16 protein-coding genes are annotated in these 13,723 nt (G+C 29.4%); 15 read left to right on the top strand and 1 reads right to left on the bottom strand.

Annotated elements, in window-relative coordinates:
- The first annotated feature begins 43 nt into the window (after window positions 1-43).
- Window positions 44-841, top strand: coding sequence for a S1 RNA-binding domain-containing protein (locus tag ACJDT4_RS14005; RefSeq protein ID WP_406788193.1), 798 nt, complete (start codon window positions 44-46; stop codon window positions 839-841).
- A 55-nt stretch (window positions 842-896) separates the two neighbouring features.
- On the opposite strand, the gene ACJDT4_RS14000 is transcribed toward ACJDT4_RS14005, so the two are convergent.
- Entirely contained in the window at window positions 897-1,316 is a 420-nt protein-coding gene (locus ACJDT4_RS14000) for a helix-turn-helix domain-containing protein (RefSeq protein ID WP_406788192.1), read from the bottom strand.
- Between the two features lie 143 nt (window positions 1,317-1,459).
- Between ACJDT4_RS14000 and ACJDT4_RS13995 the strand changes: the two genes are divergently transcribed.
- From ACJDT4_RS13995 to ACJDT4_RS13930, 14 genes are all read left to right on the top strand, one after another.
- Window positions 1,460-1,831, top strand: coding sequence for a sigma-70 family RNA polymerase sigma factor (locus ACJDT4_RS13995; protein ID WP_406788191.1), 372 nt, complete (start codon window positions 1,460-1,462; stop codon window positions 1,829-1,831).
- Window positions 1,832-1,843: 12 nt separating this feature from the next.
- Window positions 1,844-2,575, top strand: coding sequence for a sigma-70 family RNA polymerase sigma factor (locus ACJDT4_RS13990; protein ID WP_406788190.1), 732 nt, complete (start codon window positions 1,844-1,846; stop codon window positions 2,573-2,575).
- 284 nt (window positions 2,576-2,859) lie between these two features.
- The gene (gene gpmA, locus ACJDT4_RS13985) at window positions 2,860-3,603 is read left to right on the top strand and encodes a 2,3-diphosphoglycerate-dependent phosphoglycerate mutase (protein ID WP_406788189.1); all 744 of its coding nucleotides are present in this window, start codon (window positions 2,860-2,862) and stop codon (window positions 3,601-3,603) included.
- 328 nt (window positions 3,604-3,931) lie between these two features.
- Window positions 3,932-4,882: a metallophosphoesterase family protein gene (locus ACJDT4_RS13980; protein WP_406788188.1), complete on the top strand. Its 951-nt coding sequence runs from the start codon at window positions 3,932-3,934 to the stop codon at window positions 4,880-4,882.
- 246 nt (window positions 4,883-5,128) lie between these two features.
- The gene (gene yyaC / locus ACJDT4_RS13975; protein ID WP_406788187.1) at window positions 5,129-5,695 is read left to right on the top strand and encodes a spore protease YyaC; all 567 of its coding nucleotides are present in this window, start codon (window positions 5,129-5,131) and stop codon (window positions 5,693-5,695) included.
- Between the two features lie 49 nt (window positions 5,696-5,744).
- Entirely contained in the window at window positions 5,745-6,266 is a 522-nt protein-coding gene (gene yyaC, locus ACJDT4_RS13970; protein WP_406788186.1) for a spore protease YyaC, read from the top strand.
- A gap of 295 nt (window positions 6,267-6,561) precedes the next feature.
- Window positions 6,562-8,169: a gamma-glutamyltransferase family protein gene (locus ACJDT4_RS13965; protein WP_406788185.1), complete on the top strand. Its 1,608-nt coding sequence runs from the start codon at window positions 6,562-6,564 to the stop codon at window positions 8,167-8,169.
- Window positions 8,170-8,377: 208 nt separating this feature from the next.
- Window positions 8,378-8,791, top strand: a complete 414-nt coding sequence (locus ACJDT4_RS13960) for a Spo0E family sporulation regulatory protein-aspartic acid phosphatase (protein ID WP_406788184.1) — start codon at window positions 8,378-8,380, stop codon at window positions 8,789-8,791.
- Window positions 8,792-9,160: 369 nt separating this feature from the next.
- Complete coding sequence (locus ACJDT4_RS13955) at window positions 9,161-9,796, top strand: helix-turn-helix domain-containing protein (RefSeq protein ID WP_406788183.1); 636 nt, start codon at window positions 9,161-9,163, stop codon at window positions 9,794-9,796.
- A gap of 104 nt (window positions 9,797-9,900) precedes the next feature.
- Window positions 9,901-10,206 carry a hypothetical protein gene (locus ACJDT4_RS13950; RefSeq protein WP_406788182.1) on the top strand — a complete coding sequence of 102 codons (306 nt, stop codon included), beginning with the start codon at window positions 9,901-9,903 and terminating at the stop codon, window positions 10,204-10,206.
- Between the two features lie 18 nt (window positions 10,207-10,224).
- On the top strand, window positions 10,225-10,629 hold the full coding sequence (locus ACJDT4_RS13945; protein WP_406788181.1) for a hypothetical protein: 405 nt from the start codon (window positions 10,225-10,227) through the stop codon (window positions 10,627-10,629).
- A gap of 45 nt (window positions 10,630-10,674) precedes the next feature.
- Entirely contained in the window at window positions 10,675-11,022 is a 348-nt protein-coding gene (locus ACJDT4_RS13940) for a PrgI family protein (protein ID WP_406788180.1), read from the top strand.
- A gap of 9 nt (window positions 11,023-11,031) precedes the next feature.
- Window positions 11,032-11,811, top strand: coding sequence for a hypothetical protein (locus ACJDT4_RS13935; RefSeq protein WP_406788179.1), 780 nt, complete (start codon window positions 11,032-11,034; stop codon window positions 11,809-11,811).
- Window positions 11,789-13,717 carry a VirB4 family type IV secretion system protein gene (locus tag ACJDT4_RS13930; protein ID WP_406788178.1) on the top strand — a complete coding sequence of 643 codons (1,929 nt, stop codon included), beginning with the start codon at window positions 11,789-11,791 and terminating at the stop codon, window positions 13,715-13,717. Before ACJDT4_RS13935 ends, ACJDT4_RS13930 begins: the two co-directional genes overlap by 23 nt.
- The last annotated feature ends 6 nt before the right edge of the window (window positions 13,718-13,723 follow it).

Genomic DNA, 13,723 nt, shown 5'->3' with positions numbered 1-13,723 from the left:
ATTAAAAAATGAATTTATAAATAACAAGGAGAAGGTGATAGACATGGCTTATAGAATTCTAGATAAGACTTTATATGAAATTACGGCATCTAAACAAAGTAAAAAAATACTTACAGGAGTTTTGGCTGCTGTAGAAAGTTTTAAAGTCGATAATAGTGAGCTTATGGATTGTGGTGTTATTTTCTTTAATGAATTTAAAATATTTATACCAATCAAAGATATGAATATAACAAGGCAAGATAAAAAAGTAATTAGGAGCATGCTTGGTGCCGAAGTCGATTATTTAATAAAGGAAATTGATGAGATAAATAAAGTTGCAACAGCATCAAGAAGTGAGGCTATGGAACTTAGGAAAAGCATAGAATTAAAAAAACATGACATTGGAGATAAAGTTCTTGTTAGAATTACATCTGTTGGTAGGAAAAATTGTATTGTTGATTGTTATGGGATAGAATGTAGTGTTCCAATATCTGAAATAGATTATGGTTATATTGACGATATTAATAAACACGTAAAAGTTGGGGACAAGGTTCCAGGCGTAATAAAAAAAATTGATATTCAAAATAATATAATAAGTGTTTCACTTAAGGAGGCTAAAGATGATCCTTATGATAACTTGATAAATTCTATTAAAAAAGGTGGGGAGTATGTGGCCAAGGTTACAGGGATACAGCCATACGGAATATTTCTTACAATAAGAGAAGGGATGAATTGTTTATGTCCATTTCCAAATTGGTCTAATTTTTCACCTTCTATAGGAGAAAGGTTTGTAGTTAAAATAAAAAGTATAAAATCAGAGGATAGAAAAATTAATGCTAATCTTATGAGACAAATAAGCTAATTTCATATTGAAAATCAACTAATATTAATTGTTAATATTAATTGATTTTCAAGGCTTAAGGTATTTGTTTATTCTTTATACCATATTTTTTTAATGTAAATTCAACAAAATCAATAGTTTCAGTATTTATATCTTGTATTGAATTTGCCCAACCAAGTTTTTGAAGAGCATCTATAATAATTTGTTTTATATTATTAGCTTCTTCGTTTTCTTTTTTATCTAAGTATCCCGCAGCTATGAGCATTTGTTCTTTATCAATTTTTAAACCTTCAGCCAATTTAACTACTGTGTATATGTCTGGGTTTTCAATTCCTTGATCTCCACCTTTTTCTATTCTAGATATGGTTGTATTACTCAGTGATGTAATAGTGGATAACTTTCTTTGGGAATAGCCTCTTAATTCACGCATTCTTTTTATGTAATCCCCAAATGTTTCAGAAGGAATTTTTAATAATTTATTTTCTATAATGCTCATCTCCCTTAATATGATTATAAAATAATTGTATCATAAAATATCAATAACATGTAATTTTATTGGAAAAATAGTTGCATAACATAAAATATATATTGTATAATGTTTATATTAAGTGACACATAAAATAAAAGGAGTTGTTTTTTATGAGTTCAAGAATACATGATAAAAAAATAGAAAGTGTAGTAATTACATACTACAACGATATACAAAATATTGAAGCATATGAAAGCAAGATAAAATATTATAATGACAACAAATATAGGATAAAGCATGATTTTAGTAATGAAATAGATGATATAAAGCAAATAATATCAGAACTGAGATTTAAAAATAAACATTTAGAAGAAATTATAAATAGTCTTACTTTTGAAGAGAAAAAATATTTGGAATTAAAATACAAGCGTAAACTAAGTGTTACACAAATAGAAAATCAAATGTATATAAAAGAAAGAAGTTACTATAGAATTAGAAAGAAAATTCTAAACTATCTAGATTCTGTATTGTATTTGAATTAAAAGGAGAAAAAAATGAATGAAAATATTGAAGACATAGTTTATAAAGCTAAATGTGGTGATGATGAAGCTAAAAAATTTGTTATTGAGTATAGTTCTAGATACTTAGATAAAATATTGAACTATTTTTGCAAAAATAATAAGAATTTACCTAGAGAAGATCTAAAGCAAGATGGAATAATAGGTATAATGAAAGCAATAAATAGTTATGACAATAATAAAAAGGTAAGATTTTCAACACATGTTTATAATACAATAAAGTATACTTTAATTTCTCAGATAAAAAATAAGTATACACTTATAAAAATTCCTGAGCATGTAGTATCAAGAATTGTTACTTTTAAAAGAAAAAGAGAAAAATTAAGGGTTATTGGATATGCGGAGGAAGATATATGCTGTAAAATGAAAATGCATCCAAGTAAATATAATACTATGCTAAGGTTGGTTAATTTAAACAATGTAGTATCTTTAAATTCAGAGGTATTTAAAAATGAGAAAACTGAGTTTTTAGAAAATTTGATATATGAGGATATAAATTATATAAGAGTTGATAACAAACTATATCTTGAATTTTTACAAAAAAAAATAGAAAGTAAATTATCAGATTTAGAAAAGCACATTTTAATAAAATCCATTGTATACAATATACCAATAAAAAGTATATCAAAAGAAATTAATATACCGTCTAAAAAAATATCTGAGCTAAAATATCTTGCATTAAAAAAGCTACACATTAAAAATATATAGTTATTTAATTTAATATATCACAAAGCATTGTTTTGAAAAAATTATTTATCAGATATTTAATGACATAGGTATTGGCGTTATTAGGTTTTGCTCAATTAGGAGTGAAACCTAATTTTTTATAAATGAAAGCATTTAAAGATAAACCATCATGAATTTCGATAGTTGAAGCGGTTTATCTATAGATATTTTTTTATAAATACTATTGAAAATTTCAAGTATATGCGATAAGCTTAACTTAGGAAGAATATTGATAATGATTATCTTATGATAAGGAGGCGGATTTAATGAAGAAAGTAGTTTTATTGAGACATGGTGAAAGTGAATGGAATAAAGAAAATAGATTTACAGGTTGGGCAGATGTAGATCTTTCAGCAAAAGGTGTGGAAGAAGCTAAAAAAGCTGGAGAAATATTAAAATCAGAAGGATATAGTTTTGATATTGGATTTACTTCAGTCCTTAAAAGATCAATAAAAACTTTATGGTATGTACTTGAGAATATGGATTTGCTTTGGATTCCTGTACAAAGAACATGGAGACTTAATGAAAGACATTACGGGGCACTTCAAGGGTTAAATAAACTAGAAACAGCTAAAAAGTATGGAGAAGATCAGGTTTATAAATGGAGAAGAGATTCTAATGTGTTTCCACCATCTCTAAGCAAAGATGATAAAAGATATCCTGGCCTAGATTTAAAATATAAAGAGTTAAAAGAAGATGAAATACCACTAACTGAAAATTTAAATACTACAATACAAAGAGTAATTCCTTATTGGAAGGATGTAATTGCTCCTGTAATCAAATTAGATAAGAGGGTTATAATTGCAGCGCATGGTAATAGTTTAAGAGCACTTGTTAAATATCTAGATAATCTTTCAAATGAAGAGGTAACAGCATTAAATATACCAACAGGTGTTCCATTGGTATATGAGCTGGATGATAATTTAAATCCAATTAGGCATTATTATTTAGGAAACTTAGAAGAAGTAAAGCTGAAGATTGAGGGAGTCGCAAATCAAAGTAAAGTTTAATAAAATTAAAAAACAAGAATGAGCTTAAAAAAGTTCATTCTTGTTTTTTAATTTACAAGATAAAAAGCAATTTTAAGAGCATAAAAGGCTACATGAATTTACATAACTAATATTATGTAAATTCAAAAAATGTAAACTAAAAAAATAATATAAAAAAACTTTTGGGGAAAAATAAAGTAGGGTGATAAAAATGAGAGATAAGTGTTTAATATTTAAATTATTATCTACAATTTCTAATCCAATTAGTTCTGGTTATTATAAACATTTTATTTAATGAAAACAAAATGATTAAAAAACTTTTTTCTTTCTTATTATGGAGATGAGAAATATGATAAAGAATTTTTTTAAGAAAGCTATTAGTATAACTTTATGTATAGTAATGATATTAAGCTTAGTTGGATATAGTAATTATCCTAAAAAATCAGTTTTAAAGTTTAGACCTGATGGCACTTTTAAAATTATTCAATTTACAGATTTACATTTGAGTCCAAAGTCCGATTCAAAAACTATAGAACTTATGAACAGTATTTTAGATAGTGAAAAACCTGATTTAGTTATACTTACTGGAGATAATGTTGATGGACGGTATTGTAATTCTAGTCAAGCCGTTAAGTGTATTTCTGATATATCTAAGCCTATAGAGAGTAGAAAAATACATTGGGCCGTTACACTTGGAAATCACGATACAGAGCATGATGGTATTGAGAGAGCAGAGATGATGAGACTATATTCAAATTATAAATATAATGTTGGTAAAGTTGGAGATTATAATATATTAATAAAAAAATCTAATGGAATTGGCGCAGCATTTAACCTATATATGATTGATTCAGGAAGTTACAACTTAGGAGGATATGGGTATATAAAACAAGAACAAGTTAGTTGGTATTTAAAAACAGCTTTAAAACTTAAAATATTATATCATAAATTACCTTCAATTATGTTTTTTCATATTCCGCTTCAAGAATATAAGAATGTTTCAAAAACATTAAATATTATAGGAGAGTGTAATGAAAATGAATGCGTACAATCAGCAAACACAGGAATGTTTCATGCATTAGTAAAAATGAATGACGTTAAAGGTGTTTTTGTAGGGCATGATCATAATAATGATTATATAAGTAAGTTAAATGGAATAATTTTAGGTTATGGTAGGTGCACAGGATATGATGCTTATAGCAAAAATAATTATGAAAGAGGCGCAAGAGTCTTCCTTTTGAACGAAAAAAATCCAAGTGAATTTAAAACCTGGATTAAAATATATAAAAATATAAGATAATTAAGAAAATTAACATATAAGAAATAGTAGACACGTTTAATAATTACTTTTTAGTGAATAAATTAATTGGATTTTTAATCCGACTAAAGACGAATAATTGTAACAGCAGAATTTTATTTAAACTTAAGATATTAAGTAAAGTAAATTTTGCTTTCAAGTATTTGTCTATGAGCTATATACAATTTTTTTGTATATAGCTTTTATTTTACAAAAAAATTATAAAAATTAAAGGAGGAATATTTAAAAATGGTAATTGAAAAGGTAGACTTTAACGCTAAGTATTATAGTTATGAAGCAGAAAGGGCAATATCAAATTGTATTTGCGAAAAAACTAAAGACAAAGATGAAATTATAATTCTATGCATTGGAACAAGCCGTATTATTGGAGATGCTGTTGGGCCAATTACTGGAACATTTTTAACAGAAAATAATGTTGAAAATGTATATGGTACACTGCAAAGGCCTGTCGATGCAACAAATTTAGTTAGAGTGGTTGAGGAGATAAAGGACAATTATTCCAAACCATATATCATTGCTGTAGATGCTGCAGTAAATTTAGGAACTTCTTATTTAATAGGGAAACCTCAATTTTTAAAAAGCATAACTATAGAGGATGAAGCTATAACAGCTAGATCTTGGGATACAAAAAATGCTATACCTGTTGGAGATATTGGCATAACAGCTATAGTGGAGTATGGTTGGTATTACAACTTTCAAAGGAGAATGGAAAGTGCTAATTTGGCTGTGATTTATAATATGTCAAATATAATAGCTAGAGCTATAAAATCAGCATTGTCCAAAAAAATTGTATAACTATATATGATGGTGTAGTTGTACTTTATAAAAAGAAAGGATGAAATTTATGGTTAACAAAAATTATTTAAATGTATATTATTATGAAGGAAATGCAGTGAAAAAAATAGAGAATTTTATTAGAAGATATAAAACAAATAATTATGATATAGTAGTGCTTTGCATAGGGACTAACAATTCAAATGGAGCTTCCTTAGGTTCTATTGTAGGTTCAATGCTTAAGGATAAGGGAGTATTAAATGTGTATGGCAGCTTAGATACAACAATAAATGAGGAAAACATAATAAAAAGTTTATTTAAAATAAGATTAAAGCATAAGGAGCCTTTTATAATTGCTGTAAGCTCAGATTTAGGGGATTATGATGATATAGGCAGTATAATAGTTAAAAATGAAGCTTTAAGCTGTGAACTTTTACGTTCATTTAAGGTAGGTAATTTAAGCATAAGAGGTATTGTAAATAAGCTAGACTATGAGTATTTATCTCAAATGGAAAAGGTGGATTTATGTAGTGTATACTATATGGCTAAAACAATATCGCAAGGTATTAGACAAGCAATGAATAATATATAATGTTTTGTGCTTGATTAAGATAGTAAGTAAAAAATGGTGGGTTTATCCTACCATTTTTTATTTATAGTGAATTATAAGTTTTTTGTAACTTTATATGGAATATAAAATTTATGAAGTATATAATTTAATAAAGTATATATGGAAAGTGAGTTAGTTAAGAGCTAATGGCATATGAAGATATTAGGTGGGAAATACTGGAGATTATAGTAGCCTCAAGAGCTAGGATTAGATTTAAAATAAAGGTGATAAAATTAAAAAACACAGAATATTAGATATATTGGGAGGGGAGATAAAAATGATTTATGATCCATTGAGTTATAGATATAGCTCAAATAGAAATGTAATATATGGTACAAAAGGTATGGTTGCTACTGGACAACCACTTGCAGCACAGGCAGGTTTAGAAATATTAAAAAAAGGAGGAAATGCAGTGGATGCAGCTATAGCTACAGCAGCTTGTCTTACTGTACTAGAACCAACAGCTAATGGACTTGGCGGTGATGCCTTTGCTATAATATGGATTAAAGATAAGATGTACGGTTTAAATTCCAGTGGACCAGCGCCAAAGAGCCTTTCTTTAAATGAGATAATTAATAAAGGATATAATGAAATTCCAAGGGACGGTTGGATTCCTGTAACTGTTCCAGGAATTCCAGCTGCTTGGTGTGAATTGTCTAAAAAATTCGGAAAATTAGCACTTCAAGAAGTTTTGGAGCCAGCTATTGATTATGCTGAAAATGGATATCCATTAGCTCCGGGAACAGCAGAATACTGGGATAAAAGTGTAAAGCGTTTTTCCAAATGCATCGGTAGTGAGTTTGAATACTGGTTTAATACCTTTACAAAGGACGGAAAGGCACCTCAAGCTGGAGAAATTGTTAAGCTTAAGGATCATGCTAAAACTTTAAAAAGTATTGGAGAAACTTATGGAAAAGAGTTTTATTGTGGAGAAATTGCTGAAAGACTAGATAAATTTTCAAAACAATATGGTGGATATATTAAAAAAAATGATTTAGAAAATTTTAAACCTGAATTCGTTAAACCTGTTAGTATAAATTATAAAGGATATGACATATGGGAGCTTCCCCCCAATGGACAAGGCATAGTAGCATTAATGGCATTAAATATATTAAATGGTTATGAATTTACTGAAAGAGAAACTGTAGATACATATCATAAGCAAATAGAGGCAATAAAGATAGCTTTTGGTGATGCTCGAAAAATTATATCGGACGCAAGCAATTATAACATAAGCAATTTATTATCTGACAACTATGGAGAAGAAAGGAGAAAATTAATACAGGACAGTGCTATTGTTCCTGATAAAATTAAGGGTATGAGAAATTTGAAAGGAGGCACAGTATACTTATGTACTGCTGATATGGAAGGAAATATGGTTTCATATATACAGAGTAACTATATGGGATTTGGCTCGGGACTGGTTGTACCTAAAACGGGTGTAGCTTTAGCTAACAGAGGAAAATGCTTTTCGCTTGACCCAAGACATCCTAATTGTGCAGCAGGTGGAAAAAGACCATATAATACTATCATTCCTGGTTTTATAACACAAGATGGCAGTGCAATAGGACCTTTTGGAGTTATGGGAGGGTTTATGCAGCCACAGGGGCATGTACAAGTTGTAATGAATATGATTGATTTTCATATGAATCCTCAAGAGGCACTTGATGCACCAAGGTGGCAGTGGATTTCGGATAGAAAGGTGTTGTTAGAGCACGAATGTCCTAAAAATTTAGATTTTGGTCTTATGCGTAAAAATCATGATATAAAAATTGAAATTGAGAAAGGAGCTTTTGGTAGAGGACAAATAATATTGAAAGCTGAAAATAATATACTATGCGGTGGTACAGAAAAAAGGACCGATGGTCAAATTGCAGTATGGTAATAAAAGTGCAGTGGAGTAAAATCTACTGCATTTTTTATTTAAATTTTAAGATATTTAATTTAATTTACATATAAATATTAATGTAGAGAAATTTATTTTGCTTTGCAACTAATTTATTTTGGCTATTTAAGCTAACGAACTGTATATATGTTGACATGACTATATGCAGTTTTTTTGTACAAAAAATTAAGAAAAGAGGTTAAAAAACATGGAAAGAAAAATTAAAAAATTTAAAGAGAAATGGAAAGGAGCTTCTGATGAGAGTAATTTAGAAAAATTGAGAAATGAGCTTTATGAGCTTATAAAAAAGTATGGAGTTGAAAGTTACGAAGTGATGGTAAAATCAAGAGAAATTAATAATGAAATTGACAAAGAAATGAGAAGACAAATTAATGTAGAAGCTGAAATAAAAGTTTTTATGAATAAAAATTTTATCTGCATTCAAAGTAAAAATTATTCAATAATTTATAAAGACTATAAGGTTTATACGGGCTTAATAGCTAAAAGTGGTAAAATTTTATGGTTTCGAGAGGATACTAAGATATTTTCTACAACTAAAGAGGCTTTTTATTACTTACTAGGTAGACTTGAGGATATGGAAGAGAATAGTGATATTTTGTAATTCAATTAAAGGGAAGTTTTATTTAAGCTTCCCTTTTTTTATTTAAAGTCTATACTTTAAATAAAAAAAGGTTCCACTGGGGAACCAAAAATAAAGTTGAATACCATTCTATTAGATTTTACATAAAAACTTATAAAAAATCAAATAAAACCATGCAAATTTACAATACATTCATAAAATGATAAGTATTCACTTAAGGTTAAGGCATAGAAAACAAAAACTTAGGCATATAGTGAATAGAAAAAATGGCATAACATTGATAAGATATATACCTTTCAAATATTATACAATAATACTGAACTTAAAGAAATTATAAATTGAATTCGGAAATAAAAAATTTAATCGGTAATCTTTTCGGAGGTGTTAAGTTTGGATAAATATAATATTATAAAAATGTATTTTAATGAAGGTAAAAAAATACAAGAAATTGCTATCTTAATGAAAAGCTCAAAGCAAAATATATATAAATATATAAAAAGTGATCCTAGATATTTGAAGGAAGCCGCTGAAAGAAGAGAAAAGAAATCCTTGGAGGTTTTGAAGAAATCAGAAAAAATTATAAAACTATACTATGAGCAGCATAAAAAGGTTTGCGAGATTGCTAAAGAAGTTACATTAAGCAATTCTGCTGTTACTTATGTAATAAAAAAAGATAATAGATATAAATTTGAAAAAGATAAAAGGAAAAAAGAAAGTTTAAAAAGAAATAGAGAACTTTCAAAAAAAATCAAATCTGAAAAAAGAAATGTACTGAGAGAAGATATGATTATGAGTAATTTAAAGCTGCTGCAGATTCAAAATGCAATATCAATGTCTAGAACACGTAAAATATCAGATGCTGGAATTGTAGAAATTAACTTAAAGCATTATAGATTTAACAGTAAAAAGCAAAAGCTTGAATTTGATAAATCCTGCGGTGCTAGACCCTTTGATTTACCGCAAAGCATGGGAATTCACTCTTTTAAAATATATAAGACAAAGACATACGAAAAAAATAAAGTATGAAAACTTCAATAGGAATAAGGAATTAATAAAATTCTTTATTCCTATTTTTTTGTAGGAAGGAGGTGATACTAATGTTTTTATGAAGGAAAGAGGTGAAGAATTAATTGGAAAATATGAAAGCAGGTGATTTTGTGAATGTACAACCTGTATCGCCAGAAGTGGCAAGCAGTAAATTAGTTACTGTCGTTATGATGCTTTATAATTTTTTAACTCCAATTATATATCCAATAGCACTTTTAGGATATGCAGCTGCATTTATTTTTCTTATAGGTGGAGCACTGCTACACAGCAAGACCATAAAAAAAATGGCAGCGGCAGACTTTGGAGTCATAACATTAGCATTAGTATTTTATTACTTTATGCCGGTATTTATAGGACTTTTAAAGAGCCTTACAAATGTGGTTAAGTAGGAAGGAAAGGTGATTTAGATGATTAAAGAAAAATTTAAGAAGTTTAATGGAAATGCCAAGAAAATGTGGTTAAAGGCAAGTACAATTGCAGTTTCAGCAGGAGCAGTTATAATGACAAGCTCTATGAGAGTTTTTGCAGCAGATTCACCAGCAACAGGTGGAGCAACTTCTATTACTTCTCAAGATGCAAGTACTGTTGCATCTAGAATATTTACAGCTAATCAAGGCATGGCAACAGCTTTTGGTGGAGCACTTGTAGGTATAGCAGTAGTTGTTATAGGTATTAAAATGCTTATGGCAAGTAAAAAGCAGGAAGCAAGATCAGAAGCTATGGATTCAGTGTTAACTGTAATTATTGCAGCGCTTTTACTTGGAGGTTTTGCAGTATTTGCTGGTCTATTCTGGGGATGGGGCACAAAGTAAACATAAGAGCAGGCAACTGCTCTTTTTTAGAAAGGAATGAATTTTATGAGGTATTTTCAAGTGCCTTTTAACATAAATGGTGAAGATAAAATCATTGGTGGATATATGTCTTTAAGACAGCTCGGCTGGATTATTTGCGCTGGGACTATAGTTGCACTTGTATTTTTAGGCGATAGAAGCTACATGACTATTCATAAAAATACCATGGGTTCATCAAGTATATCCTTTAATTATATAGGACTTACTATAAGGCTTGTTATATCAATTGTCGTAGTGGTGTTTTCGGCATTATGTGCCTTTTTTAAGGTAGATGATACCTATAATTTTGATGGTTATTTAATTAAGATGCTTAAATTTAAGCATAGAAATAAGATATTTAAATATGAAAAATAGAAGGAAGGTGTGAAGGTGGTTTTTATAGGAATAATATTTCCGGTACTTGCGGGTGTTTTTATGCTTTTTGTAGTTATTTACACGAGAAAGAGTAAGAAACCTAAAGCTAAAAAAAGCATCAATGGAGAGCAGCATGAAAAAAGTGATTATGAACAGAGGCTTGATAGAAATGCTTTAAAAAAACTTATGAATATAAGGGAAATAAAGAACAATAAGATATACATGAGAAATGGGGCAGTTAGAGTTAATCTTGGCATATCGTCTCCGGATTTTGAACTTTTAACAGATGAAGAGCAAACAACCTTTGAAAACTGTCTTATTATGTGTGCTCTATCGCTTAATTTTCCAGTTATGTTTCATACAACTTTAAAAAAGATGGAAATAAAAGAACCAGCAGAGCAAGTTGAGGGAACGATGAACAGCAGTGATACTTTAATTTCTGATAATCTTAAAAATTACTGTTCTCAGCTTTATACTGCATACAGAAAAATGGAAGATGAAAAAGGTGTTTTTGTAAGAAAGAGTTTTTGTACAGTAGGAGCCTATCTTCCGGGTAGGGATGAAAAGAAAGTACTTAATGAGCTTCAATCAAGAGTTGATAACATAGCTGGTGGACTTTCAAGAGCTAGAATGAAGGTGAATCTTTTAAATTCTGAAAGTACAGCTCAAATTTTTACAGATTTATTTAACAGAGGAAAGAATATTAAGATAGAAAAGCTTGAAAAAGATGGAGTATTCGATTTGTACAGTGAGGGGGTAGGACAGGTTGTTGAAATTGATGAAGAATAGAAGTAATTCTAATAAACAAGAAATTAAAAATAAAAAGAATGATAATATAAATTCTCAAGGTAATGTTCAGAAGGATGCCGAATTAACTGAAGAAAATAACTTCTTTACTAGAGGAACATTAAATATACTAGATTTAATATCACCAGATGGAATAATTGAAGGAAAAGACTATATGTATATGGGGCCAGAAAAGTACTGCAGAGTATATGCAATTATTGGTTTTCCAAGAAATATGACTGTAGGTTATCTTAATGAACTTTTTCAAATAGGCAATATAGATATTACAACCTATGTTGAAAATATACCAGATTCCAGCGTTATAAAAAGGCTTACATCAAAATTTAGTCAATATATGAGTAATATTAATCTTCAATTGAAACATGGTTATTCTATAGACTATGGCATGAAGCTTGCGGCAGAAGATTTGGACGATATGAGGGCAAAGATACAAACAAATACTGAAAGAATGTTTTATGCTCAGCCAATAGTTTTGTTATGGGGTAAAAATCCAGCAGATCTTGATGATAGATCGGAAATGTTTGATACGATTTGTGCAAGAAAATCTCTTGTTGCAAAATGCCTTATAGGTGATCAACTTAAAGGATTTTTAACGGGTATGCCATATTTAGATGTTAAATATACTGGTGGCTTTAGAAATATGATAACGGGATCTATAGCAAGTCTTATTCCTGTTGGAAATACAGAACTCTGTCATAAAGATGGGATATTCTATGGTGAAAATTTGTTTACGAAATCTCCAATTGTCTATGATGAATTTATAGGAGCACCTACACTTACTAATCCTCATACATTTGTTTCTGGAACAACTGGTGCTGGTAAATCAGTATTTTTAAAGCTAAAAGCAGGAAGATGTGCAGCAGCAGGAAGATGGACAATTATCCTTGATCCACAAGAAGAATACCGTGCATGGATAGAGCACCTAGGTGGTCAATATATTCAGCTTAAACCAGGAGTTAAATCTGGAATAAATCCATTTGAACTCGAAGTTGAGGAAGATGAGAATGGCAAAAGAAAAATAGACATATATGGAAAGCGTTCGGAAATAATAGAGATGATATCAATATTTTCTGAAAAATTTAGAAATGGTATGCCACTTCAGGGCGAAGAAATTACAGCAGTAGATGAATGTACGGCAGAGCTTTATGATAAATTGAAGATAACTGAAGAGCCGGATACTTTGTATGAAGAGAAGGGTTATGAAAAGAACGGACAGTTTTATACAGGAAAAGTAAAAAAAGATTTACCCACTCTAAGTGATTTAAGAAATGCACTTATATCTAAAAATGAAAAACTCCAATCGGAAGGTGTAAAGGAACTTATTGAGGTTATGAAGATGATAACCGGTGATGGTCCAATGGCTATGTTTGATTGTAAGTCATCAATAAATTTAAGCAGTAGAATAATTGCTATTAGCTATAAGCATTTAACAGATGAATTTACTAAATTTTATGCCATGATAAACAGTCTGTCGTGGATATGGACAAATTTTTCTAACTACAAGTATAAGGATATTGAAAAGGAAGTTATAGTTGATGAAGGGCACTTATTTGCGAAGTTTGAAAGGTCTCTTCATTTTCTTGAGCTTATAGCAAGACTTGGAAGGAAGCTTAAAATAGCTTTAACCCTTGCAACACAGTTTATGCAGGACTTTATAGGGAGCAAGCAAACAGAAGCCATAATAAATCTATGTGGTACAAAAATACTTTTAAAGCAGGATGGTGCAGTAGCTAAAAAGGTTGCAGAATTTTTAGGTTTATCTTCAAGGTGTGAGCAGCTTATGACAACCTTTATATCAGGACAAGCTATACTCCTTTCAGAGCAGGAGCTTGTTTTAATGCATGTAAAGCCCTTTGATTTTGAATGGGACTTTGTAAAAACTTCGTAAGGGAGG

Origin of the sequence: Clostridium neuense, from assembly GCF_045310695.1 — a bacterium.
In the GTDB taxonomy this organism is placed as follows: domain Bacteria; phylum Bacillota; class Clostridia; order Clostridiales; family Clostridiaceae; genus Clostridium_S; species Clostridium_S neuense.
Note: the sequence above shows the minus strand (reverse complement) of the source record. Positions and strands in the feature narration are given on the sequence as shown.